Consider the following 24,830-nt stretch of genomic DNA (forward strand, 5'->3'; position numbering starts at 1 on the left):
CCGACGGCTTTCGTTCCACACGAACAGTCGTGGTTATGGATCCCGGCCTTCGCCGGGATGACGCAGAATGTCCCCCGAACTCCACTTCGTCCTGATCCTCGTGCTGCGCATGGCGGTTGCGGCCGCATTCGTGGTCAGCGCGTCCATCATCACGGAGCGTTCGGGACCGGTGATCGGCGCGCTGATCGCAACCCTGCCGATCTCGGCCGGGCCGTCCTACACCTTCCTCGCGCTCGACCATGACGCGGCCTTCATCGCCGAGGGCGCGCTGGCGAGCCTGCCGGTCAACGCCGCCACGATCTATATGGGCCTGACCTACGCCGTGCTGGCGCAGCGCTTCAGCATGTGGATCAGCGCGGGCAGCGCGATCGCGGTGTGGCTGGTGCTCGCCACCATCATCCGCCAGTTCGAGTGGTCGCTCGCCGCCGGGCTGATCGTCAACGCCATCACCTTTGCGATCTGCATCCCGCTGCTGAGGCCCTATCGGCATGTCGCGAAAATGCCGCTGATCGCGCGGCGCTGGTACGACATTCCGCTGCGCGCCGCGCTGGTCGCAAGCCTGGTCGGCACCGTGGTTACAGCGTCAAGCTGGGTCGGCCCGCGCGTCACCGGCGTCATGGCGCTGTTTCCGATCGTGTTCTCCTCGATGATGCTGATCCTGCATCCGCGCATCGGCGGCCCCGCCACCGCCGCCGTGCTCGCCAACAGCGCCTGGGGCCTGATGGGCTTTGGCCTCGGGGTTGCGGTGCTGCACGTCGCGGTGCTGCAATTCGGCTCGCCGATCGGCCTCTGCTGCGCGCTCGCTACCTGCATCGTCTGGAATCTGGTGCTGTGGCAGCTCGGGCGGAGGAAAGTAAAACGTTGACGCCGTCATTCCGGGGCGATGCGAAGCATCGAACCCGGAATCTCGAGATTCCGGGTCTGGTCCTTCGGACCATCCCGGAATGACGACAGGAGCTACCCCTTCGGCAGCTTCGCCCTTAGCGCATACAGCGCATCCAGCGCCTCGCGCGGCGACATCTCGTCGGGGTGCAGCGCCTTCACCGCCTCGACCAGCAAATCCGCCTCGCTCGGCGGTTTGTCCTCACTGGCGGCGCGGGAGGGGACGGCGAACAGCGGCAGGTCGTCGACCAAAGCACGCGCGGTCTGGCCGCGGTCCTGGGCTTCGAGTTTTGCCAGCACCGATTTGGCGCGCGTGATCACGGCCGGCGGCAGGCCGGCGAGTTTTGCGACCTGGATGCCGTAGGAGCGATCGGCCGAGCCCGGCAGCACCTCGTGCAGGAACACGACGTCGCCCTGCCACTCCTTGACCCGCACCGTGGCGTTGAACATCCGCGGCAGTTTCGCCGAGAGCGCGGTCAGCTCGTGATAATGCGTCGCGAACAGCGTGCGGCAGCGGTTGCTCTCATGCAGATGCTCGATCGCGGCCCAGGCTATCGACAGCCCGTCGAACGTTGCCGTGCCGCGGCCGATCTCGTCGAGGATCACCAGCGACCGTTCGCTGGCCTGGTTCAGGATCACCGCGGTCTCGACCATCTCGACCATGAAGGTCGAGCGTCCGCGCGCCAGGTCGTCGGCGGCGCCGACGCGCGAGAACAGCCGGTCGACGATGCCGAGCCGCGCCCGCGACGCCGGCACGTAAGAGCCGATCTGTGCCAAGAGCGCGATCAGCGCATTCTGGCGCAGGAAGGTCGACTTGCCGGCCATGTTCGGACCGGTGATCAGCCAGAGCTGACCGGATTTCTGGCCCGGCGCCGGCGACAGGTCGCAGGCATTGGCGATAAACGGCTGGCCGTCGCGCTTCAGTGCCTGCTCGACCACCGGATGCCGTCCGCCCTCGATCGCAAAACCGAGCGAGCCGTCGACATCGGGCCGCACGTAATTGTCGTCGATCGCAAGTTTGGCCAATGACGTCGCGACGTCGAGCATCGCAAAGGCATGCGCGGCGTTGCGCAGATCATCGCTCGCCGCGAGCGCCATCGCGCTCAGGCGTTCGAAGATCTCGAGCTCGAGATTGAGCGCGCGCTCGCCGGCATTGGCGATCTTGGCTTCGGTCTCGCCGAGCTCTGCGGTGGTGAAGCGGACCTGCCCGGCCAGCGTCTGGCGATGGATGAAGGTTGCATTCAGCGGCGGCGCGAACAGCTTGTCGCCGTGCTGCGCGGTGACCTCGACGAAATAGCCGAGCACGTTGTTGTGCCGGATCTTCAGCGTCTTGATGCCGGTATCCTCGGCATAACGCGCCTGCATCGCGGCGACGACGAGGCGCGAGGCGTCGCGCAAATTGCGGCTTTCGTCGAGCGCGGCCTCATAACCCTCGCGGACGAAACCGCCGTCGCGCTTGATCAGCGGAAGCTGCTCGGAGAGTGCGCGGGAGAATTCCTGCGCCAGATCGCGCGAGGGGCGCTGTAGCGCCGCCATCACGGTCGAAACCTCGGCCGGCGGATTGGAAAGCTGCGCCAGCAGCTCCAGCGCCTGGTCGGCGGCGAGGATGCCGTCGCGCAGGCTGGCGAGGTCGCGCGGGCCGCCGCGGCCGACCGAGAGCCGCGCCAATGCGCGCGACATGTCGGGCGCCGCGCGCAGCACGGTCCTGACGTCCTCGCGCGCCGCGGAATCCGCGACGAAGGCCGAGACGGCATCGAGCCGCCGCGCGATCACGGCGACGTCGGTGAGCGGCGCGGCAAGGCGCTGCGCCAGGAGGCGCGAGCCCGCCGCGGTGACGGTGCAGTCGATCGCATCGAGCAGCGAGCCGCGGCGCTCGCCGGCGAGCGTGCGCGTCAGTTCGAGATTGGCGCGGGTCGCCGGATCGATCGCCATCGTGGTGCCGGCGGCCTCGCGCGCCGGCGGCGACAGCGGCGGACGCTTGCCGACCTGGGTGCGGTCGATATAGGTGACGGCCGCGGCCGCGGCGGTCGCCTCCAGTCGCGACATCGCTGACAGGCCGTCCATGGTCGCGACCGCGAAATAGTCGCAGAGTCGCCGCTCGGCGGTGGCGCTGTCGAACACGTCGCGGGTCAGCGGCGTCACCGACGGCAGTTCGCGCAAGGTCGGCGCCAGCTCGCTGTCGCTGTAGAGCGCATCGGTGACGATGGCCTCGTTCGGATTGATGCGCGCCAGCGTCGCCGCGAGCTCCGCGGTCGCACACTCCGTCACCATGAATTCGGAGGTCGAAATGTCGATCCAGGCAAGGCCAAGACGATCCGCACCGGCCGAGCCGCGGGCGCGCGCGATCGCGATCAAGTAATTGTTGGTGCGGGCGTCAAGCAGGGTGTCTTCGGTCAGCGTGCCCGGCGTCACCAGCCGCACCACGCCGCGGCGGACCACGCTCTTGTTGCCGCGGGCTTTGGCCTCCGCGGGATTTTCCGTCTGCTCGCACACCGCGACACGATGGCCGGCGCCGATCAGGCGATGCAGGTAATCCTCGGAGCGTTCGACCGGAACGCCGCACATCGGGATGTCCATGCCCTGATGCTTGCCGCGCTTGGTCAGCACGATGCCGAGCGTCCGGGAGGCGATCTCCGCATCCTCGAAGAACAGTTCGTAGAAGTCGCCCATCCGGTAGAACAGCAGCAGGCCGGGATGGGCGGCCTTGATTTCCAGATACTGTTCCATCATCGGCGTGACGCGCGACGGCGCCTCGGCGGCAGGAGCGGGCTCGGGCGGAACGGGGATGGGCTGCTGGACTGTCATGAGGGGGCGGAAACTACAAAATTTCGTCGCGCGGTCCTATCCGCGAAGTCGGGGTTTTCCACCCTGTCCACGGCGCCAATTATGTCAGCCCTCACGGCAATGCGTGCGGGGCGCGCAGCCGCATCAATTGACCTGCCGCGGGCACGCTCCTAAAACCGATCTCAAGTTCCAGCAGATCCAGCGCCTAAGTCGCGGCATTCAGGGAGAGATTCAATGCGTGATGTGTTCATTTGCGATGCCGTCCGGACCCCGATCGGCCGTTTCGGCGGCTCGCTCGCCAAAGTACGCGCCGACGATCTCGCGGCGGCCCCGATCAAGGCGCTGATGGCCAAGCACCCGACGCTCAATTGGAACGAGGTTGACGAGGTCTATTTCGGCTGCGCCAACCAGGCCGGCGAAGACAACCGCAACGTTGCGCGCATGGCGCTGCTGCTCGCAGGCATGCCGGAGTCGGTTCCCGGCCAGACCCTGAACCGGCTCTGCGCCTCCGGCCTCGATGCAGTCGGCGCTGCGGGCCGCGCCATCCGCGCTGGCGAGATCGATTTCGCGATCGCGGGCGGCGTCGAATCGATGACGCGCGCGCCGTTCGTGATGGGCAAGGCCGCGGAAGCCTTCTCGCGTTCGTCCGAGATCTACGACACCACAATCGGCTGGCGCTTCATCAATCCGCTGATGAAGGCGCAGTACGGCGTCGATGCGATGCCAGAGACCGGCGAGAACGTCGCTGAGGAATTCCAGGTGTCGCGCGCCGATCAGGATGCGATGGCGATCCGCTCGCAGCAGCGTGCGGGCGCGGCGATTGCGTCGGGCTATTTCGCCGAGGAGATCGTTCCGATCCAAGTGCCCGGCGGCAAGGCCGGCCCGATCACCGTCGACAAGGACGAGCATCCGCGTCCGGAGACCACGCTCGAAGGTCTCGCCAAGCTGAAGCCGATCGTGCGCAATCCGGGCACAGTGACCGCGGGCAACGCGTCCGGCGTCAATGACGGCGCCGCCGCGATGATCCTCGCTTCCGAAGCCGCGGTGAAGAAGCACGGCCTGACGCCGCGCGCAAAAATCCTCGGCCTTGCCTCGGCCGCGGTGCCGCCGCGCATCATGGGCATCGGTCCGGTGCCGGCAACGAAGAAGTTGGTCGAGCGCCTCGGCATCAAGGTGTCGGACTTCGACCTGATCGAGCTCAACGAGGCCTTCGCCTCGCAGGGCATCGCCTGCCTGCGCCAGCTCGGCGTCAAGGAAGACGCCGATTTCGTCAATCCGCATGGCGGCGCGATCGCGCTCGGCCATCCGCTCGGCATGAGCGGCGCGCGGCTGGTCTTGACCGCCGTGCACGGCATGGAGAAGCGGGGCGGGAAGCTTGCCTTGGCAACTATGTGCGTCGGAGTTGGTCAGGGCGTTGCGGTCGCGATCGAAAAACTTAATTAAGCCAATGGCTTGGAGGGGCTGAAAACAGCCCTTCCCCAATTTGGTTATGCATTATAATGATCTGACGTGAGCTCACCGGGCGCGTGGGCCGCGGAGGAATTCGCCATGACCTTGTTGTACCCGCTGCAATCGCTTGCGGCCCATCCGGCGCGGCTGTCGCCGGACTATCGTTCCACCGTGAAGCGTTCGCCGCAGAAGCCGCTGATCCCGCTGCGGCACACGCTCTCGGAGCTGACCGGCCCGGTCTATGGTCATGAGACGGTGCGCGCGCACGACAACGACCTCACCATCCAGGCCAAGGGCGAGCCGCTCGGCGAGCGCATCATTGTGCACGGCTATGTGCTCGATGAGGACGGCCGCGGCGTGCCCAACACGCTGGTCGAGCTGTGGCAGGCCAATGCCTGCGGCCGCTACATCCATGTCGTCGACCAGCACCCGGCGCCGCTCGATCCCAACTTCACCGGCGCCGGCCGCACGCAGTCCGATGCCAAGGGCTATTACAAGTTCATCACCATCAAGCCCGGCGCCTATCCGTGGGGCAATCACCATAACGCCTGGCGGCCCGCGCATATCCACTTCTCGGTGTTCGGCCACTCGTTCGTCTCGCGGCTGGTGACCCAGATGTACTTCCCGGGCGATCCGCTGTTCCCGTTCGATCCGATCTTCAACTCGGTGACGGACGAGAAGGCGCAGGCGCGGATGATCTCGTCGTTCGATCTCGAGAACACCAAGCCGGAATGGGCGCTGTGCTACCGCTTCGATATCGTGCTGCGCGGGCAGAGTGCCACGCCGATGGAGACCAAGTAACGTGTCGAACCCGCGTCCTGATGGAATCACGCCTTCGCAGACCGTCGGCCCCTATTTCAAGTATGGCCTGACGCCGAACGGCGAATATGAATGGAACGACGCTTTTACCAACAACCTTCTGACGCCTGACGTCTCGGGTGAGCGCATCCGCGTCGAGGGCAAGGTCTATGACGGCGACGGCGCCGTGATCCCGGACTGCATGCTGGAGATCTGGCAGGCCGATAGCCAGGGCCGCTTCTCCGATCCGCAGGATGCGCGCGCGCTGCCCAATTCGAGCTTCAAGGGCTTTGGCCGCTGCGGCACCGACAAGAGCGGTGGCTACGCCTTCGACACCATCAAGCCGGGCGTGGTGCCGGATGCCGACGGCAAGCCGCAGGCGCCGCATATCGGGCTCGCGGTGTTTGCGCGCGGCATGCTGCTGCACCTCTACACAAGGATCTATTTCGACGACGAAGCCGGCAACGCCGCTGATTCTACGCTCGCACTGGTGCCGGCCGACCGCCGCGCGACGCTGATCGCCAGGCGCAAGGCCGGCGCGGGCAGCGTCTACACCTTCGACGTCCATCTGCAGGGCGACAACGAGACCGTGTTCTTCGACGTCTAGCCCGGCCGCTAGCCGCCGCGCCGCAGCTCTTCGGTGGCGCGCCGGAGCACCTCGTGAAGCCATTCGTGCGAAGGCTCGTCCTCGACGCGTTCGTGCCAGAGCAGCCGAACTTCCACGGGCGTCGTGGTGTAAGGCAGTTCATAGGTCGTAATCGCATGTGCCTGCTCGAGTGCACGCGCCAGCGGCCGCGGGACGATCGCAGCCAACTCGGAATCGATCAGCAGTGCGGGCAGGGCAAGGAAGTGCGGCAGCGAGACCGCGATCCGCGGCGGCCGGTCGCTGTCGGACAGCGCCCGTTCGAGCGCGGGGCGATCGTACATCTCCGAACGCCTGGCGAGTCCGCGCTCGGAGATGAAGCCGCCAATCGCGCCTTCCTGCTCGCCGCCAAAGGACACCACGACCAACGGCAAGGTCGCGAGCTTTGCCTTGTCGAGCCGGCCAAGCTTGCGCCTTTTGCCGACGATCAGCACATCATTATATTCGAACAGCAGCGCCGTGCGGAAACGGCTCGGCGGCGACGAGAACACGCCGATCGCGACGTCGATGCGGCCGAGGTCGATCTGCTCGGCAAGATCGATCCGCGTCACCGGCTTGATGGTGAGGTCGATCGCAGGAGCTTCCCGGCCCAGGATCTTCAGGAGCGGCGGCGCCAGCACCATCGTCGTGAAGTCGTTGGCGGCCAGCGTGAACGGCTTGGTGGAGGCTGCTGGAGCGAAGGTCGGCAGCTCGACCGCTGCCTCCAGCGATCGCAGCGCCTGGCGAACCTGCGGCGCCATCGTCAACGCGCGCGCGGTCGGCTGCATGCCGGTGGCCGTGCGCACGAACAGGTCGTCATCCAGCATCTCGCGCAGCCGCGCCAGAGAGTGGCTGACAGCGGATTGGCTCAGCGCGACCTTCTGGCTGGCCCGCAGCACGCTGCGCTCCTCCATGACGGCGTCGAATACCTTGAGCAGATTCAGATCCAGGGTCTTGAAGGAAACGGACACGTTGAGAGTCCCCGTCTATGGCAGATCGCTCGCCTCGGCAAAATTCCGCGATCGACGGCAGTTAAGGCCAGGCGTCTGGCGGATGCAACCGAGCGGATTCTCCACGAGCGTATAGCCGTGTCGTCACCACCTGCCATCTGAAGCCGGTTCAGGATCACTCTGCAAGACTTTCACTTCCGCAACGCGGCGTTCTGGCCAAGATTGCCGGCACCGGGTTGGGAGGAGAAAAGCGATGAAGGCCTGGGTGATGTTGGCCCGAAGTGGCGCGCGTAAATCAATCGGACTGGCGTTGATGCTGGTGGCGACGGCGACGTCGGCGATTGCACAGAACGGGCCGGTCAGGCTCGGCGTGCTGACCGACATGTCGTCGCTGTACGCTGACAATGGCGGCCAGGGCTCGGTGGTCGCGGCGCAAATGGCGGTGGACGATTTCAAGGGCAAGGTGCTCGGCCGCCCGATCGAGATCGTTGCCGGCGATCATCAGAACAAGGCGGATATCGGCTCGGCGATTGCCCGGCGCTGGCTGGAGAACGACAATGTCGAGGCCATTCTCGATGTCCCGAATTCCGCGGTCGCGCTGGCGGTGCAGGGCATCACGCGCGACAAGAAGAAGCTGTTTCTCGCCACCGGCGCGGCAACGTCCCGGCTGACCGGCGACGAGTGCTCGCCGACCGGCATCCACTGGACCTACGATACCTATGCGCTGTCGCAGGGGACGACGAGGGCGATTTCGCGCCTCGGCGCCAGGTCCTGGTTCTTTCTTTCGGCCGACTACTCGCTCGGTGCGCAGCTTGAGGCCGACAGCCGCAAGGTGATCGACACGACCGGCGGCAAGGTGGTCGGCGCCGTGAAACACCCGATCAACACGCCCGATTTCTCGTCCTTCCTGCTGCAGGCGCAGGCCTCCAGGGCCGACGTGATCGCGCTCGCCGACGCCGGCGGCGACTTCATCAACGCCGTGAAGCAGGCCGGCGAGTTCGGGGTGACGCGCGGGCAGAAGCTTGCCGGCCTGATCGTCTTCATCGCCGACATTCACAGCCTTGGGCTGCAGAGTGCGCAAGGCCTGATGCTGAGCTCGGCGTTCTACTGGGACCTCAACGACGAGACGCGGGCGTGGTCGAAGCGCTTCATCGAGAAGACGAAGAAGGTGCCCACCATGATCCACGCCGGCACCTATGGCGCGGTCATGCACTACCTCAAGGCGGTCGAAGCCGCCGGCACGCTCGATGGGCCGACTGTCGCCGCCAAGATGCGCGAATTGCCGGTGAACGATTTCATGACCCGCAACGGCAGGATCCGTCCCGACGGCCGGCTGGTCCGCGACATGTATCTGTTCCGCGTCAAGTCGCCGGCAGAGTCGAAATACCAGTTCGACTACTACCAGCTGCTGGCCACCATCCCGGGTGAAGAGGCCTTCAGACCGATGGAGGGCGGCGGATGCTCGCTCGTGAAGAAGTCGTGATCGACCGGGATGTGGCGTGCGGAGCCGCGCGCAATCCAATCGACGAGGTGATCGCCGGCCGGCTGTCGTGCCGCGAGTTCTCCGGCAGTCCGGTCTCCCGATCGACCATCGAGCAGATCCTGCGCGTGGCGCGGTTCGCGCCGAGCGGCGCGAACATCCAGCCCTGGCACGTCTACGTGCTCGCCGGCGTCGCCAAGACCGAGGTGTCGGCTGCGCTGCTGGATGCGTATGAGAACGAGCCGAACGAGCACGTCTCCGAATATCAATACTACGCCAGCGCTTTCCCCGAGCCGTATCTCGGCCGTCGTCAGGAGTTCGGGCGATTGTTCTATGACTCGCTCGGGATCGCGCAAAGCGACGCTGCGGCGAGGAGCCGGCAGACCGCAAAGAACTTCATGTTCTTCGGCGCGCCGGTTGGGTTGATCGTCACCATCGATCGACGCCTGGCGATGGGAAGCTGGCTCGATCTCGGCATGTTCATCCAGAACGTGATGCTGGCGGCGGTCGGACGCGGGCTGCAATCCTGTCCGCAGGAGACCTTCGCCAGATTCCATCGGATCTTGCGTCCGCTGCTGTCGATCCCCGCCGAGCAGATGGTGGCCTGCGGGATCTCGATGGGCCACCCCAGGGAGCGGTCGCGCACGCGGCTGATGCCGCGCGCGGAACTGGAGGCATTCGCCTCCTTCAAGGGTTTCGAGGATTAGACAGGAGAAAGTCATGGGAAGCCGGGAACAGCTTATCGAACGCAGCATTCCGTTTCTGCGCGAGGTCAAGGACATGACGCCGAGCGCGGCGATGGAGCGATGGCTCAACGAGACCTATGGAGAGGACAGCGCGCTGTACCAGGATCTCGCCCGCCTCATCAAAATGGGAGTCGAGGAGGGCTGGGCGGCGAACCAGGAGGTGGAAGGTCCGAACTATCGGCGCAGCCGCATCCTCGAGCCGGTCCCCGAGACGTTCCAGTTCAGCATCACCGCGGTCTACATGAACAGCACCGATCCGCGCCGCTTCAAGGACGAGGACGATCACGACGTGCTGCGCGGGCAATATCATGGTCACCCCTATGGCGAGCTCAACCTCGTCGTTCCCCTCGACAAGGGCGCGCAGTTGAAGGGGCTGCAGGGCTGGCAGGGGCCGGGCTGGACCGCGCCGGATCCCGGCAGCCGGCACTATCCGGAGGTCAGGGGCGGCGCGGTCATCGCACTGTTCTATCTGCCGGCTGGGCGCATCTCCTACGATTTCAAGGCGCCGGCCTGATATCCGGCGCGGGCGGCAATCCGGTCTGGAGAAAGCTCATGACGTTGATCTACCCTGTCGCTTCGAACAGCGTCCATCCCGCGCGCCTGTCGCCTGCGTACCGGAGCGCGATCAAGCGTTCGCCGCAAAAGCCGCTGATCCCGATGCGGCACACGCTCTCGGAACTGACCGGGCCGGTCTACGGTCATGAGACCGTGCGCGCGCACGACAACGATCTCACCATCCAGGCCAAGGGCGAGCCGCTCGGCGAGCGCATCATTGTGCACGGCTATGTGCTCGATGAGGACGGCCGCGGCGTGCCCAACACGCTGGTCGAGCTGTGGCAGGCCAATGCCTGCGGCCGCTACATCCATGTCGTCGACCAGCACCCGGCGCCGCTCGATCCCAACTTCACCGGCGCCGGCCGCACGCAGTCCGATGCCAAGGGCTATTACAAGTTCATCACCATCAAGCCCGGCGCCTATCCGTGGGGCAATCACCATAACGCCTGGCGGCCCGCGCATATCCACTTCTCGGTGTTCGGCCACTCGTTCGTCTCGCGGCTGGTGACCCAGATGTATTTCCCCGGCGATCCCTTGTTTCCGTTCGATCCGATCTTCAACTCGGTGACCGACGAGAAGGCGCGGGCGCGGATGATCTCGTCGTTCGATCTCGAGAACACCAAGCCGGAATGGGCGCTGTGCTACCGCTTCGATATCGTGCTGCGCGGGCAGAGTGCCACGCCGATGGAGACCAGGTAAGTGTCGAACCCGCGTCCTGATGGAATCACGCCTTCGCAGACCGTCGGCCCCTATTTCAAGTATGGCCTGACGCCGAACGGCGAATATGAATGGAACGACGCTTTTACCAACAACCTTCTGACGCCTGACGTCTCGGGTGAGCGCATCCGCGTCGAGGGCAAGGTCTATGACGGCGACGGCGCCGTGATCCCGGACTGCATGCTGGAGATCTGGCAGGCCGATAGCCAGGGCCGCTTCTCCGATCCGCAGGATGCGCGCGCGCTGCCCAATTCGAGCTTCAAGGGCTTTGGCCGCTGCGGCACCGACAAGAGCGGTGGCTACGCCTTCGACACCATCAAGCCGGGCGTGGTGCCGGATGCCGACGGCAAGCCGCAGGCGCCGCATATCGGGCTCGCGGTGTTCGCGCGCGGCATGCTGCTGCACCTCTACACAAGGATCTATTTCGACGACGAAGCCGGCAACGCCGCTGATTCTACGCTCGCACTGGTGCCGGCCGACCGCCGCGCGACGCTGATCGCCAGGCGCAAGGCCGGCGCGGGCAGCGTCTACACCTTCGACGTCCATCTGCAGGGCGACAACGAGACCGTGTTCTTCGACGTCTAGCTGCGCGCCGCCAGCGGCGCGCCAATCCAACATCGGGGGACGACCGAAAAATCCGCTGCGCGCGTTCGCCGCAACGGATTTTGCTTGATCATGCGTGATAAGTTATATAATATATAAGTTATATAACTGATTTGAGATCAAACATGGCCAACCTCGATGCCGCCTTTTCCGCGCTCGCCGACCCGACCCGCCGGGCGATCCTGGCGCGCCTCGCGCTGGGCGAGGCGACTGTGATGGAGCTAGTCGAGCCGTTCGACATGACCCAGCCCGCGATCTCCCGCCATCTCAAGGTGCTCGAGGGCGCCGGCCTGATCGTGCGGCGCATCGAAGGCACCAAGCGGCCGTGCCGGCTCGCGCCGACGGCGGTGGCCGAGATCGATCAATGGCTCGGCATGCTGCGCCGTGCGCTGGAAACCAATTACGACCGGCTGGACGACGTGCTGGCCGCAATGAAGCCTGAGCAGTGAAGGGTATCCCCATGAGCAAGTTGACGCTGAAGACCGAAGGCGACCGCTATGTCGTCGTGATCAGGCGCTTCGTCGCGCCGCCGGAGGCGGTGTATCGGGCGCATACCGAGCCGGAGCTGTTGCAGAAATGGCTGCTCGGTCCCGACGACTGGACCATGCCGGTCTGCATCAGCGAGGCGAAGCCCGGCGGCAGGATCCGCTACGAATGGACCGACGGGAAGGGCGGCGGCTTTCATTTGACCGGCGAATATCTCGCGCTCGAACCGTTCAGCCGCATCGTGCATGTCGAGCGCATGCATCTGCCGGACCCGACGCCGGACAATCATGTCGAGACGCGCTTTGCGCCCGACGGCGACGGCACCTTGATGACGATGCGGATGACCTTGCCGGATGCCGAAACGCGCGCAGCGATGCTCGCGACCGGCATGGAGCACGGCATGGAAGACAGCTATGCTCGGCTCGACCGCATGAGCTGAACGCGACTGACGTGAGGGACAATGCGCGACCGTTTCCTGACGGGGCTGATTGGCTATCCGATCGCGCATTCGGCGGCGCCTGCGATGCACGAAGCGGCCGCAGCAGCGCTCGGCGTTCGCGTCCACTACCAGCTCATCGAGGTCAACGGCGCCGGCCGCGACGAGCTGCGCGCGATGCTCGACGGCATCCGGCGGCTCGGCTTTGCCGGCGTCAATGTCACCTTTCCCTACAAGGAGGCGGTGGTTGAGCTGCTCGACGACCTCTCACCCGATGCGCGTGCGATCGGCGCGGTCAACACCATCGTCGTCGATCGCACGCGGCTGGTCGGACACAACACCGACGCGACCGGCTTTGCGCGCGCAATCGCGCCGCTGCTTGCGTCAGCGCCGCGCGGCCCGATCGCGCTGATCGGTGCCGGCGGCGTCGGCAAGGCGATCGCCTTCGCGCTCGCCATCCTCGGCGTTGGTGGGCTCCGCATCTTCGACGCTGATGCCGCGAAGGTCGCGTGGCTGGCCGGCCAGTTGGCCGGCCGTCATGCGGTTCGTGGTGTCGCCGGCATCGAGGCCGCGGTCGATGGCGCGACCGGCGTCGTCAACGCAACGCCGGTCGGCATGCTGCCGAGCCGCGACAGTCCTGTGCCGGACGGCTTGTTGCATCCGTCGATGTGGGTCGCCGACGCCGTCTACACGCCGCTGTGGACGCCGCTGCTGTTGGCGGCCAAGGCCAAGGGCGCCAAAGTTCTGACCGGGCGCGATCTTGCGATCTACGCAGCAGCGGACGCGTTCGAATTGTTCACGACAATGATGCCTTCGACGGATGTCATGGCAAATGCGTTCGACGCGGTGATGGCCGCACGCTACTCTGCGCCCGCCTGAGGGGCGGAGACACAAAATGACAAAAATCAGGATCGGGCTGGCCGGCTGCGGCTTCGTGTCGGAGCTGCATATGGTTGCCTATCGGCGCGTCTATGGCGTCGACGTCGAGGTGAGGGCAGTCGCGGCGCGCGGCGATCATGTCAATGCGTTCGCGCGCAAGCACGCAATCCCGAACGCCTATCGCAGCTTCGCCGAGCTGATCGCCGACCGCGAGCTTGACGTTATCGACATCTGCACGCCGCCCAATCTGCATGCCGGGATGATCGTCGAGGCGATGCAGGCGGGCAAGCACGTGATCTGCGAGAAGCCGTTCAGCGGTTATTTCGGCCGCGACGGTGACAAGGCGCCGATCGGCAGGCACGTGCCGAAAGCGCTGATGTACCAGCGGGTGATGGAGGAGATGGAGGTGACCCGCGCCGCGATCGAGCGAAGTGGACAACTCTTCATGTATGCCGAGGACTGGATCTACGCGCCGGCGGTGACCAAGACCGCGGAGATCATCCGCGCCACAGGCGACAAGATCCTGTTCATGAAGGGCGAGGAGAGCCATTCCGGCTCGCATGCGGCGCATGCCGCCGAGTGGGCGATGAGCGGCGGCGGCTCGCTGATCCGGATGGGCTGTCATCCCCTGTCGGCGGTGCTCTATCTCAAGCAGGTCGAAGCCCGCGCGCGCGGCGAGACCATCACGGTCGCCAGCGTCACCTGCGACGTCGGCAATGTCACCGCCGGCCTTAAATCCGAGGAGCGCGCCTACATCAAGGCCAATCCGGTCGATGTCGAGGATTGGGGCACGCTGACCGCAACCTTCTCCGACGGCACCAAGGCCACGGTGTTTTCCGGCGACATGATCATGGGCGGCGTGCGCAACCTGATCGAGACCTATACGAGCGGCGGCTCGCTATTCGCCAACATCACCCCGAACACGCATCTGACCAGCTACCAGACCTCCGAGGAGAAGCTTGCCTCGGTCTACATCAGCGAAAAGGTCGATCGCAAAACCGGCTGGCAATATGTCTGTCTCGAGGAGGAATGGACCCGCGGCTACCTGCAGGAGATCCAGGACTTCATGGAATGCATTGCGACCGGCCGGCAGCCCCTTGCGGACCTCGCGCTGGCGTATGAGACGACCAGGGTGAACTACGCCGGCTACTGGGCGGCGGATGAGGGCAGGCGGGTGGTGCTGTAACGGCGCGGGAGGAGCAGCGTGATTGCTCTCGTCCCATAGTGCGTATGCCGGGCCGTCCATCCTTCGAGGCTCGCTCCGCTCGCACCTCAGGATGACGGAGTCGAGAGCAGCATGTGAGTCTGGTACGTCGTCGCACTCCTTTTGGTTACCCTGCGGCTGCTCTTCCCTTCTCCCCTTGTGGGAGAAGGTGGCGCGCACAGCGCGCCGGATGAGAGGTTGTCACCGCGTCATTCGCTCGAGCGGCGAGGCGACATCTCACCTCACCTCGCTCCGCTTGCGGGGAGAGGTCGGATTGCATCGCCAGATGCAATCCGGGTGAGGGGGTACAGGTCTCATCGCGATCGCATTCGCGGAGAGAAGCCCCTCACCCCAACCCTCTCCCCGCAACAGCGGGGCGAGGGAGCGCAGCCCCGATGCGGCGGCAGTCTCGCCTCGTCGCCACGCTACGCCGCGTAGACCGATCCCTTCGGCAGCGGAAACACCGGATCCTGGGTGCGGATATTGGTCGGCCACACCACGGTGATGCGCTCGCCGGCGTTCTGCATCACGACCGGCGTCGAGCGCTCGTTCTGGCCGGACAGCGGCGTGCCCGGCGGATAGAACTTCACGCCATAGCCCTGGATGGTGCCGCCTGCGGGGATGTCGACGTCGAGCGCCGCCTTGCGGATCGCCTCGGGATCGAAGCCGCCATACTTCTCCTTGGCGACCGGCAGCACATTGTTGAGCAGGATCCAGGTCTGGTTGAAGCCCATCGAGCAGTGCGGCGGCACTTCGGTCGCATTGGTCTTCTCGCGGTAGCGCGCGACCATGGTCTTGGTGAGGTCGCCGATTCCCGGCGCGAGCTTGGCGGGATCGAGCAGCTGCGCCGGCACCGGATCGATGTTGCAGAAATTGTCGATGTCGGCGCCGAAGGTCGCGCGCAGCTTGTCGAGCTGGCTGTAGCCGGCGCCGGCGCCGAACAGCATCTTGAACTTCAGCCCGCTCTCGCGTGCCTGGCGCAGGAACAGCGTGATGTCGGGATTGTAGCCGGCATGCGAGATCACGTCGGCCTTGGCGCGCTTCAGCTTGGTGACCAGCACCGAGAGATCGGGCGCGGAGGCGGAATAGCCCTCCTTCAGCGCGACCTGGAGCCCGACCTCCTTGGCGAAGGCTTCGTCCGCGGCGGCGACGCCGACGCCATAGGGCCCGTCCTCATGGATCAGCGCCACCTTAACGTCCTTCGGCTCCATGCCGAGCTTGGCCTTGGCGTGCTCGTTGATGAAGCTCGCGAAGGCCTGGCCGTACTGGTCGGAATGGATCTGCGCGCGGAATACGTATTGCAGGTTCTTGTCCTTGAACACGGCGGTCGAGACTGCGGTCGTGATCCACAGGATCCGCTTCTGCTGCTCGACCTTGGCGGCGAGCGGCACCGCGTGGGAGCTTGCGAACACGCCGTTGAGGATGTCGACCTTCTCCTGGTCGATCAGGCGATTGGCCTCGTTGATCGCGACATCGGGCTTGCTCTGGGAATCGACGTTGACCGGCGCGATCTTGTACTTGCCACCGATGCCGCCCTTCTCGTTGACGAGGTCGATCGCGATCTGGGTGCCGATCGAGGAGGCGACCGAGCCGCCGGCGGCGAACGGGCCTGTCAGGTCGTAGATCACGCCGATCCGGACCGTCTCGGCCTGCGCCTGCGCCCGTGTCCAATCCAAGCTGAAAGCAGCGGCGGCAGCCGCTGAAGTCTTCAGCAGCGTCCTGCGTGAAGTCGGCATCGCGTCCTCCCCTGAAACCGTCAGTTGTGTGACGGGTCCTGCTTGTTTTCGCGGAGTATTGGGAGGCGAGGTCGGAAAGTCAACGCGGCTCGCGGCTGCGGCGTCTTGCGCTTTCGGAGGGGGCGTCCTCACTCTTTCACCGTCACCCTGAGGAGCGCGTAGCGCGTCTCGAAGGGTCGACGGCCACCAACGGGGCCGTGCATCCTTCGAGGCTCGCAAGTGCTCGCGCCTCAGGATGACGGTGTGACCAATCGCCCCGACACTCGGAGAACGTAGGGCGAAAACCTACTCCATCACCGCGGCATGGTCCGACGGCGCCGACTGCGAGCGCAGCGTGGCCTTGGTCGAGCCGATCATCAGCGCGAGCGGGATCGAGACCAGGATGAACAGCATCACCAGCTGGTAGTCGTGCGAGAACGCGATGATCTGCGACTGCGCCGCCACCATCTTGTCGGCCATCGCGCGGCCGGCATCGGTGTTGAGGTTGATCATGCCCGATACGTCGGGCATCTGCAGCGCGTGGTTGAACGGATTGATCTGCTCCGACAGCTTTGCGTAGATCCGCCGTCCGCCTTCCGTCAGCTGCGCGATCACGATCGAGATGCCGACCGAACTTGCCACGTTGCGCAGCAGCGTCAGCATCGAGGTGCCGTCGGTGCGCAGATGGTTGGGCAGCGACATGAACGCCACCGTCGACAGCGGCACGAACACGAGGCCGAAGCCGAAGCCCTGGATCACGCTGACGACGATGATCTCGTTGGCCTGCGTCATGTCGGTCCAGCCGGTCATCTGGAACAGCGAGGCCGCGGTCAGCGCCAGGCCGGAGACGATCAGCGTGCGCGCCTCGATGTAGCGCATCATGCGGCCGACCAGCATCATCGCGACGAAGGTGCCGGCGCCGCGGGTCGCCAACAACAGACCCGCGGTGATGATCGGGTAGCCGACCACGTTCTGCAGATAGGGCGAGGACAGCGCCATGGTCGAATACAGCACGAGGCCCATGACAGTCATGAACACGCAGCCGCCGAGGAAGTTCTTGTCCTTGAACAGCGCGAACTGGATGAAGGGCCGGCTGGTCGTCAGCGAATGGGCGAAGAAATAGTAGAAGCCGACCGCGGAGACGATGAATTCGATCATGATCTCGTTGGATTCCAGCCAGCCAAGCTGCTCGCCGCGGTCGAGCGCGAGCTGCAGCGAACCGATCGCAACCGCGAGCGCGCCGAACCCGAACCAGTCGAAGCGCAGATTGAGGTCCTGCTTGGTCTCGTCCATGAAGACCGCGAGCCCGAGCACCGTGATAGCACCGAACGGGAGGTTGACGAAGAACACCCAGTGCCAGGAATAGGTCTCGGTCAGCCACGCGCCCAGTGATGGTCCCATGATCGGGCCCATCATCACGCCCATGCCCCAGATCGACATCGCTTTCGCGCGCTCATGCAGCGCGTAGGAGTCGAGCATCACCGCCTGCGACAGCGGCACCAGCGCCGCGCCGAACACGCCCTGCAGCAGGCGGAACAGCACCATCTGGTTGATGTCCTGCGCCAGGCCGCAGAACACCGAGGCGACGGTGAAGCCGGCCGAGCAGATGATGAAGATGCGCTTCCGGCCATAGCGGTTGGCGATCCAGCCGACCGGCGCGGTCATGATCGCGGCCGCGACGATGTAGGAGGTCAGCACCCAGTTGATCTGGTCCTGCGAGGCCGACAGCGAGCCCTGCATATAGGGCAGCGCGACGTTGGCGATCGTGGTGTCGAGCGCCTGCATGATCGTCGCGGTCATCGCGCAGATCGTCACCATGTTCCGGCGCATGCCGGGTACGGCGGATGGTGACGGTGCATTCATTCAGGTCGGTCCTGTTCGAGCGTTGGAAACCCCCTCCCCCGCAAGCGGGAGAGGGGGCGCACTGTCTCTGCGGTCGATGATCGACCGCTTCTTCTCTCTACTCGTGGTCCGGGTGCGCCGAGGCCGGCGCCAGCCCGAGCAGGCCGGCCAGCGTACGGCGGTGGTTGGTGTCGATCGTCGCGTAGACGCTCATGCCGGCTTTCAGCTTCTTCACGAACGGATCGTTCTCGTCGAAATAGATCCGCACCGGCACGCGCTGCACCACCTTGACGAAATTGCCGGTCGCGTTCTGCGGCGGCAGGATCGCGAACTGCGCGCCGGTGCCGGGCGACAGCGAGCCGACCTTGCCCTTGAACCGATGGTTCGGGAACGCGTCGACGTCGAGCTCAACCGGCTGGCCGACCGCGACATAGGTGAAGTCGCTTTCCTTCGGATTGGCGTCGACCCAGGGATGGTCGACATCGATGATCGAGAACACCGGCGAGCCGGCGGCGACGAAGCGGCCGAGCTGGATCTGGTCGACCTGGGTCGCGACGCCGTCCATCGGCGCGCGCAGCACGGTGTGGTCGAGATTGCGCTGGGCGTCGTCGAGCTTGGCCTTGGCCTGGGCGTAGGGCGGGAACTGTTCGATCGGCAGGTCGATATCGCCGAGCAGCTGCGTCTTGTCCTTGGAGATCTGCTGCCTGATGTATTGCGCGAGACTCTCGGCCGTCACTTGCGCATTCGCCGCATTGTCGAGGTCGAGCTGCGAGCCGAAATTCTGCTTGGCCAGTGTCGACTTGCGATCGACGTCGCGCTTCTTCAATTCGATGCTCTGCTGGGCGAATTCCAGCATCCTGCCGTTGATCTTGATGTTGTCGACCAGGTTGTCATAGGTGGTCCTGGTCTGGTCGAGCGCGGCCTTGGCCTGCGCCACCGCGAGGCGGAACGGCACCGGATCGATCTCGAACAGTTCGTCGCCCTTCTTGACGTGCTGGCCTTCCTTCACGACGATCTTGTCGATCTTGCCGGAGATTTCCGGCGTGATCAGCACCTTCTGCGCCCCGACATAGGCATCGTCGGTGCCGACATAGCGGCCGCCATTGAGATAGAACACGATGCCGCCGATCGCAGCGAGCGTCGGCAGCACGACCAGCAGCAGCATGCGGCGATAGCGCCGCAGGCCCGCCATCAGGCGACGGCGCGGCGCGCGGCTGGCCTTGCCCGACGGGGTGGGCTCGCCCGGATTGCTCTTCTGCTCGGGAGCCAGCTTGAGGACGGGTTCAGCCATAGCGCTGTTCCTTTCGGGAGGGCTCGCCGGCTGGGGTCTGGATGGCATTGCGAACGTTTTCCTTGATCGATTCCAATTGGGTGAGCAGGCGATACGCGTCAGCGGGGCTGATGCCCTCGAGCGCGGTCGCGGTGAGTTCGGAGCGGAGGCCGGCGAGCTTGCCGAGCAGCGGGCGGGCGGCCTTCTTCAGATAGAGGCGGTTCACGCGGCGATCGTTCTCGTCGCTGCGGCGTTCGATCCAGCCATTGTCGCAGAGCTTGTCGATCAGCCGCGTCAGCGTGATCGGCTGCACCTCGAGCAGCTCGGCGAGCTCGGTCTGTTTCAACCCTTCCTGGCGTTCCACCTTGGACAGCACGGCCCATTGCGCGCGGGTGATGCCGTAGCGTGCGGCCTCCTTGTCCGCATAGACGCGGATCAGCCGGAACACTTCGCCCAGCGTAAACAAGAAATCGGTGTCCACGGAACCGCGCATCGATCCTGCCTCCATAAGCTTAGGATATAATAAGCTTGCTTATGATTTCTGCATGCCGGGTTAACGCGAGGCTGCCCCGCATTGCGGGCATGGCTGCAACGCGGCGACGGACCGGGGTTTGGAGCCGGGCTTTGGGAACGGGCGCGCAAATGCTACATATCGAGGCAATGAGCCTGGCCAAGCCGACATTTCCTGCCCCCGACCACGATCACGGCCGCTGCGCCGCGGACGCGATGGCGCATGCCGAGCAGGTTTGTGCGCGCCGCGGCCAGAAATTCACCCCGATCCGCCGTCAGGTGCTGCAGGCGCTGCTGTCGAGCCATCGCCCGCTCGGCGCCTATGAGGTGATCGACGAGCTGGCCAAGACGATGCCGCGGCCGGCACCGATTACCGTCTACCGCGCGCTCGACTTCCTGATGGAGAACGGCCTCGTGCACCGCATCGAGAGCCGCAACGCCTTCCTCGCCTGCGCGCATGACCATGACGAGACCTCGATGGTGGCGTTCCTGATCTGCGACCATTGCGGCTCGGTCGGCGAGATCCCGGCCGCCCCCGTCGCGCAAAGCCTGACCGCGGCGGCGCGGGCCTCGGGGTTCATCCCGAAACTCTCCGTCGTCGAGATCGCCGGCACCTGCGCGCATTGCCAGAAGACGTAGATGGCGCGATGGTTTCAGCTAACTCGCACTGCTTTCGAGCTACCTCGCCCCGCTTGCGGGGAGAGGTCGAAATTCGCGGTAGCGAATTTCGGGTGAGGGGGACTCTCCGCACGCTCGCCTCTATCGAATTTGCGGCGACGGCCCCTCACCCCAACCCTCTCCCCGCAAGAGCGGGGCGAGGGAGCCCAACCGGCAATTAACAACACGGCACCAAGCCGGCCCGCGAGGAAACATGTCGACCCAAGCGATCTCCGCCAGCGTCACGAGGCCCGTCAGCGTCGGACACGGGCTGCCGCCCGGCGCCATCGCCGTGATGCTGATGCTGTGCGTGAGCTGGGGCTTCAACCAGCTCGCGGTCAAGCTTGCGCTGCCCGACGTGCCGCCGATGCTGCAGGCGATGATCCGCTCCGCCGGCGCGCTGCCGGTGATGCTGATCGTCGGCCGCCTGCGCGGGGTCAAATTCTTCGAGGGCGACGGCACGCTCGTGCCCGGGATCATCGCCGGGCTGATGTTCGGCTGCGAGTTCGTGCTGATTTTCACCGGACTGGTCTTCACCTCGGCCTCGCGCGCCTCGGTGTTCCTCTACACCGCGCCGTTCTTCGTCGCGCTCGGCTCGCACCAATTCCTCGGCGAGCGTCTCTCGACCGTGCAGTGGAGCGGGCTTGCGCTGAGCTTTGCCGGCGTCGCGCTCGCGATCGGCGTGCCGCAGCCGAACGTCGATGCCAAGGTGCTGCTCGGCGACCTCATGGTGGTCGGCGGCGGCGCGCTGTGGGCGGCAACCACGCTGGTCGCCAAGGGCACAGGCTTGCGCAAGGCCGCGCCGGAAAAGGCGCTCGGCTACCAGGTCGCGATCTCGATTCCGATCCTCGGCTTCGCCGCCTGGATCGCGGGCGAGCGCATCGAGCATGTGCCGAGCGCGCTGTCGATCTCGCTGCTCGCCTATCAGGCGGTCTGGGTGGTGGGCTGCACGTTCGTCATCTGGTTCGCGATGGTGAAAACCTACTCCGCGAGCAAGCTGTCGGCCTTCACCTTCGTCACGCCGCTGTTCGGCGTCGTCGCGGCCTATTTCATCATGCACGACACGCTGACGGCGGTGTTCGGCGTCGCCGCGCTGCTGGTGATCGCCGGGCTCTATCTCGTCAACAAGCCCGACCCGAAGGTGACGCCGGATCCCAACGTGCCGGCGTGAGGTTATCCTGGGTGCCGTGCGCTCAACTCTCTCCCCGTCATGCTGAGGAGCGCGGAACGCGCGTCTCGAAGCACGACGGCCCAGCCGGCAGCCGGGCCGTTCATCCTTCGAGGCTCGCAAGAGCTCGCGCCTCAGGATGACGAGCAAAGAGGAGCGGAATGCCGCAGACAACCGGAGCGCAATCCCGTTACATCATCCGCTCATGCATCTCGAAATCGACATAGACCGGCGGAAGATGCAGCCCGCGGTCGGCAAGCATTTTTGCGCTCCCGGCTCCGAGATCGGTGACCTCGAGTGAGATGCCGAGCCCGTCCCGGTAGAGGATCGGCTGATAGCCCTTGATGATTCTCTGGCCGAACGCGGGATAGGGCGGCGCGCCATCGGAGAACGCGTGGCGAAATGCCTGGTAGAGCGTCGACGATCGCAGGGTCTCCATCGCGGCGCGCCCATGCCCTTCGGCAAGGCAGATGCGGATTCGGAAATAGGTGTTGTAGCTTTGACGCAGCTTCTCGATCGCAATGAATCCGGCTGCGCCCGCTCCGTCGAGCGCGTAATAGGCTGTCGTCCGATCCTGTTCCGGCGTCGCCGTCTCGGCCGCCTGCAACTGCTCTTTCTCCTTGCGCAGCAGGCCGGCAATGTCGGTCTGTCCCGCGTCCTTGCGCAGTTCAACTGCGCAATTGCGCACGATGCTGGTGCTTGCGCGATGGTTCAGGTCGATCTCCGCGCCGCCGTCCGGTAGGGCGTGCCAGCCGGCGGCCTCAAGTCGCGCCCCTGATCCGGAAAACAGCGCGTTGAATGGCGGTGAGGTGATGCCGTGTCCGTAACGCGCGCAGAGATCGACGACGATCCCGCACGCGGCGGTGACGCCGGGGTCGGTCTTGTCGGCGCCGGCCGACGCCCCGCCATCCGCCGGGATCGCGAATACGGCCATGACGGCTTTGGAAAAACCGGAGACCTTGCGTTCCGCCTCTTGCCTGGCGAGCACGGCCGGATTTGCTTCCGATGAATCGACGCCGGACCTCGCCCGTGCCGTCGAAGCGGTCTGCAGGCCTCGGCGGCCGAGTGCGGCGAGGAAGCAGAAGGCAGAGAAAGCAAAGGCGCAGGTCGCCGGGATCGCGGCGATCAATCCATACGGCACGTGCACGCCAAACCATGCCTCGATGCGATCCTGGACAGCGGAAAAGAAGTAGAAGATGACAAACGGCGCAACGGCGAAGAACACCGCAAGGCCGGTGGTCAGGCCACTGTCGTGGAAGCGCCGGGCCGTCACGGCAAACAGCGGCAGCGCTATTGCGACGGCGGCGTAGACCGTCTTGTCGAGCTGATGGGCTGCGAGCAGGAGCAGCAGACAAAAGCCGAAGAACCACCAGAACTCGGCGCGCGAAGCCCGTCCGGTGAAATCAGCATACTTCCTGAAACAGGTGGCGATCGACACGGTGGGATGCACGACCATCTCCGGCAGACGGCAGCACTCTAGCGGCGAAGATTTACGTTTCCCTATTGCTGAGCGGACAATTGTGGCCTTCAGGCGCAATTGCGGACGGTATCGATTTACGTCAACATCGCCTCCACGAAGGCTCCCATGCGAGGGATGCCGTTGGAGGCGCGCCGATGCCAACCGATGCCACCGATGCAATTGAAGCCGGAATCCGGTCCGCGTTCACGGCATACTCCAAGGAGGATGATCCGGACTGGCGGAGCGCGTGCTGGATCAAGCCGGATGAGTGCTCCCACCTCGCACGGAGCATCTTGAAGGAATTGGCGGCCCGCGGCCTTGAGATCGTCAAGAAGCCGGCTTGATCGCCTCAAGACTCCGACGATTCATGTCACGAGAATGCGGATGTATGCCTCATCGGCGCGCCAAACATTCAGCGTCGTCCTGGCGAAGGCCAGGACCCATTACCCCAACTGTCGGTTGTCGCGCGACGCTGGGGGCCGCTTTCCCGTTCACAAGCAAATTCGCCTTCGCCAGGACGACGGAGGAGACATCGCGCCTGTCCACTACCCCCTCTCGATTGGCAGGGACTCATCCTTCGCCCATTCGCCCATCGAGCCGTCATAGAGCGTGAGATTGTCGTAGCCGAGCCGATGCAGCTGGAACAGGTCGATGGTCGCGGAGATGCCGCCGCCGCAATAGGCGACGACGCGCTTGTCCCTGGTGATGCCTTGCGCGGCGAAGGTTGCTTCGGCCTCCTCAAGCGGCACGAACGTCTTGGCCTTGGGATCGATCAAGGTCGCCGCCGGCACGCTGACGCTGCCGGGGATGCGGCCGGGCCGGCCGTAACGGCTCGGCTCCAGTCCCTTGTAGAATTGCGGGCCGAGCGCGTTGACGATGACGGTGTCGCCCTCCGTGGTCGCGGCGAGCACGTCATGCTTGTCGGCGAACATGCCGTCCTTCGGCCGCGCCGGAAACGTCGCCGGCGGATAGCCGCCGGCAAGTCCGGTCTCGATGTCGCGTCCTTCGGCGGTCCATTTGTCGATGCCGCCGTCGAGCACGGCGGCACCCTCGAAGCCGAGCGAGCGCAGCATCCACCAGAACCGCGTCGCCCACATTGCGGTGCCGATCGAATAGAGCACGACGCGGCTGCCCGCCGAGATGCCGTGGCGGCCGAACGCGGCTTCGAGCTGCGCTGTCGGCGGCATCATGAAACGCAGATGGGTATTGGCCTCGGAGAATTCGGCCTGCAAATCCAGGAAATTCGCGCCCGGGATGTGGCCGGCCTCGAACGTCTGGCGGCCCGAGACGACAATATAGGGAACGTTGCTGCCGGCGGGGGCCGGCTCCAGATAGGTCGTGCAGTCGAACAGGCGAAGGTCCGGCCGGGTCAGGATCTCGGCAAGTTCCGCCGTGGTGATCAGCTCGCTGTTGCCGGCCATTTTGCGTCCTCCCGGTGTGTGTTTAACGGGATGCTAAGATGCGCCAGATCATATGAAAAGCTGTCACTTTGCCCTTTGATTCACCCCAATCCGGTCCAATATAGCTGGGCATGCAGGACGCCGCTGCATGGCTTGCGTTTGGCCTCAATCGGCGCCATAAGCTGTTGAATTCACTCCGAAATATGGTCGTTTGGTCC

23 protein-coding genes are annotated in these 24,830 nt (G+C 65.1%); 15 read left to right on the forward strand and 8 right to left on the reverse strand.

The window, feature by feature from the left end; all coding sequences use genetic code 11:
* The first annotated feature begins 67 nt into the window (after positions 1-67).
* Positions 68-865 (forward strand): hypothetical protein, encoded by a 798-nt coding sequence (locus tag ACVIHF_RS36530; RefSeq protein ID WP_225647055.1) that lies wholly within the window; start codon positions 68-70, stop codon positions 863-865.
* A gap of 92 nt (positions 866-957) precedes the next feature.
* On the opposite strand, the gene mutS is transcribed toward ACVIHF_RS36530, so the two are convergent.
* Positions 958-3,687, reverse strand: a complete 2,730-nt coding sequence (gene mutS / locus ACVIHF_RS36535) for a DNA mismatch repair protein MutS (protein WP_253638115.1) — start codon at positions 3,685-3,687, stop codon at positions 958-960.
* Between the two features lie 213 nt (positions 3,688-3,900).
* On the opposite strand from mutS, the gene pcaF reads away from it, so the two are divergent.
* The 3 genes from pcaF to pcaG (ACVIHF_RS36550) all read left to right on the forward strand — a co-directional run bounded on the left by pcaF (position 3,901) and on the right by pcaG (ACVIHF_RS36550) (position 6,520).
* Positions 3,901-5,109, forward strand: coding sequence for a 3-oxoadipyl-CoA thiolase (pcaF, locus tag ACVIHF_RS36540; protein WP_028337987.1), 1,209 nt, complete (start codon positions 3,901-3,903; stop codon positions 5,107-5,109).
* A 105-nt stretch (positions 5,110-5,214) separates the two neighbouring features.
* On the forward strand, positions 5,215-5,916 hold the full coding sequence (gene pcaH, locus ACVIHF_RS36545; protein WP_456793416.1) for a protocatechuate 3,4-dioxygenase subunit beta: 702 nt from the start codon (positions 5,215-5,217) through the stop codon (positions 5,914-5,916).
* A gap of 1 nt (position 5,917) precedes the next feature.
* The gene (gene pcaG / locus ACVIHF_RS36550; protein WP_310882224.1) at positions 5,918-6,520 is read left to right on the forward strand and encodes a protocatechuate 3,4-dioxygenase subunit alpha; all 603 of its coding nucleotides are present in this window, start codon (positions 5,918-5,920) and stop codon (positions 6,518-6,520) included.
* Positions 6,521-6,528: 8 nt separating this feature from the next.
* Here the strand turns inward: pcaG (ACVIHF_RS36550) and ACVIHF_RS36555 are convergent, their stop codons facing one another.
* Positions 6,529-7,506 (reverse strand): LysR family transcriptional regulator, encoded by a 978-nt coding sequence (locus tag ACVIHF_RS36555; protein WP_076824662.1) that lies wholly within the window; start codon positions 7,504-7,506, stop codon positions 6,529-6,531.
* 232 nt (positions 7,507-7,738) lie between these two features.
* Here ACVIHF_RS36555 and ACVIHF_RS36560 point away from each other — a divergent pair, with 232 nt between their 5' ends.
* The 9 genes from ACVIHF_RS36560 (at position 7,739) to ACVIHF_RS36600 (ending at position 14,573) form a co-directional block, all read left to right on the forward strand.
* Positions 7,739-8,968 carry an ABC transporter substrate-binding protein gene (locus tag ACVIHF_RS36560; RefSeq protein WP_375167044.1) on the forward strand — a complete coding sequence of 410 codons (1,230 nt, stop codon included), beginning with the start codon at positions 7,739-7,741 and terminating at the stop codon, positions 8,966-8,968.
* Positions 8,944-9,672 carry a nitroreductase gene (locus ACVIHF_RS36565; protein WP_253605995.1) on the forward strand — a complete coding sequence of 243 codons (729 nt, stop codon included), beginning with the start codon at positions 8,944-8,946 and terminating at the stop codon, positions 9,670-9,672. Before ACVIHF_RS36560 ends, ACVIHF_RS36565 begins: the two co-directional genes overlap by 25 nt.
* 13 nt (positions 9,673-9,685) lie before the next feature.
* The gene (locus ACVIHF_RS36570; protein WP_028344386.1) at positions 9,686-10,225 is read left to right on the forward strand and encodes a 4-hydroxylaminobenzoate lyase; all 540 of its coding nucleotides are present in this window, start codon (positions 9,686-9,688) and stop codon (positions 10,223-10,225) included.
* 38 nt (positions 10,226-10,263) lie between these two features.
* Positions 10,264-10,965: a protocatechuate 3,4-dioxygenase subunit beta gene (gene pcaH, locus ACVIHF_RS36575; protein WP_253605996.1), complete on the forward strand. Its 702-nt coding sequence runs from the start codon at positions 10,264-10,266 to the stop codon at positions 10,963-10,965.
* Positions 10,966-11,568 carry a protocatechuate 3,4-dioxygenase subunit alpha gene (pcaG, locus tag ACVIHF_RS36580; protein WP_310882224.1) on the forward strand — a complete coding sequence of 201 codons (603 nt, stop codon included), beginning with the start codon at positions 10,966-10,968 and terminating at the stop codon, positions 11,566-11,568.
* A 143-nt stretch (positions 11,569-11,711) separates the two neighbouring features.
* Complete coding sequence (locus ACVIHF_RS36585; RefSeq protein WP_092090579.1) at positions 11,712-12,035, forward strand: ArsR/SmtB family transcription factor; 324 nt, start codon at positions 11,712-11,714, stop codon at positions 12,033-12,035.
* A gap of 11 nt (positions 12,036-12,046) precedes the next feature.
* Complete coding sequence (locus tag ACVIHF_RS36590; RefSeq protein WP_310882225.1) at positions 12,047-12,511, forward strand: SRPBCC domain-containing protein; 465 nt, start codon at positions 12,047-12,049, stop codon at positions 12,509-12,511.
* Between the two features lie 21 nt (positions 12,512-12,532).
* Complete coding sequence (locus tag ACVIHF_RS36595) at positions 12,533-13,387, forward strand: shikimate dehydrogenase (RefSeq protein WP_310882226.1); 855 nt, start codon at positions 12,533-12,535, stop codon at positions 13,385-13,387.
* A gap of 16 nt (positions 13,388-13,403) precedes the next feature.
* Complete coding sequence (locus ACVIHF_RS36600) at positions 13,404-14,573, forward strand: Gfo/Idh/MocA family protein (protein WP_456793417.1); 1,170 nt, start codon at positions 13,404-13,406, stop codon at positions 14,571-14,573.
* Between the two features lie 443 nt (positions 14,574-15,016).
* Here the strand turns inward: ACVIHF_RS36600 and ACVIHF_RS36605 are convergent, their stop codons facing one another.
* The 4 genes from ACVIHF_RS36605 to ACVIHF_RS36620 all read right to left on the reverse strand — a co-directional run bounded on the left by ACVIHF_RS36605 (position 15,017) and on the right by ACVIHF_RS36620 (position 19,911).
* Complete coding sequence (locus ACVIHF_RS36605) at positions 15,017-16,327, reverse strand: ABC transporter substrate-binding protein (RefSeq protein WP_057016785.1); 1,311 nt, start codon at positions 16,325-16,327, stop codon at positions 15,017-15,019.
* A gap of 285 nt (positions 16,328-16,612) precedes the next feature.
* Positions 16,613-18,169 (reverse strand): MDR family MFS transporter, encoded by a 1,557-nt coding sequence (locus ACVIHF_RS36610; RefSeq protein WP_456793418.1) that lies wholly within the window; start codon positions 18,167-18,169, stop codon positions 16,613-16,615.
* 97 nt (positions 18,170-18,266) lie between these two features.
* Positions 18,267-19,439, reverse strand: a complete 1,173-nt coding sequence (locus ACVIHF_RS36615) for an HlyD family secretion protein (protein WP_456793419.1) — start codon at positions 19,437-19,439, stop codon at positions 18,267-18,269.
* Positions 19,432-19,911 carry a MarR family winged helix-turn-helix transcriptional regulator gene (locus ACVIHF_RS36620; protein ID WP_456793420.1) on the reverse strand — a complete coding sequence of 160 codons (480 nt, stop codon included), beginning with the start codon at positions 19,909-19,911 and terminating at the stop codon, positions 19,432-19,434. The genes ACVIHF_RS36615 and ACVIHF_RS36620 overlap by 8 nt, the downstream gene beginning before the upstream one ends.
* Positions 19,912-20,078: 167 nt before the next feature.
* Here ACVIHF_RS36620 and ACVIHF_RS36625 point away from each other — a divergent pair, with 167 nt between their 5' ends.
* Positions 20,079-20,567: a Fur family transcriptional regulator gene (locus ACVIHF_RS36625; RefSeq protein ID WP_026191999.1), complete on the forward strand. Its 489-nt coding sequence runs from the start codon at positions 20,079-20,081 to the stop codon at positions 20,565-20,567.
* Positions 20,568-20,799: 232 nt separating this feature from the next.
* The gene (locus ACVIHF_RS36630) at positions 20,800-21,756 is read left to right on the forward strand and encodes a DMT family transporter (RefSeq protein WP_456793421.1); all 957 of its coding nucleotides are present in this window, start codon (positions 20,800-20,802) and stop codon (positions 21,754-21,756) included.
* Between the two features lie 187 nt (positions 21,757-21,943).
* Here ACVIHF_RS36630 and ACVIHF_RS36635 read toward each other — a convergent pair whose 3' ends face one another.
* Together ACVIHF_RS36635 and ACVIHF_RS36640 are read right to left on the reverse strand one after the other, a co-directional pair.
* On the reverse strand, positions 21,944-23,203 hold the full coding sequence (locus tag ACVIHF_RS36635; RefSeq protein WP_456793422.1) for a DUF805 domain-containing protein: 1,260 nt from the start codon (positions 23,201-23,203) through the stop codon (positions 21,944-21,946).
* A gap of 554 nt (positions 23,204-23,757) precedes the next feature.
* Positions 23,758-24,633: a sulfurtransferase gene (locus tag ACVIHF_RS36640; protein ID WP_456793423.1), complete on the reverse strand. Its 876-nt coding sequence runs from the start codon at positions 24,631-24,633 to the stop codon at positions 23,758-23,760.
* Between the last annotated feature and the right edge of the window lie 197 nt (positions 24,634-24,830).

It is taken from the genome of Bradyrhizobium sp. USDA 4506 (genome assembly GCF_054058795.1).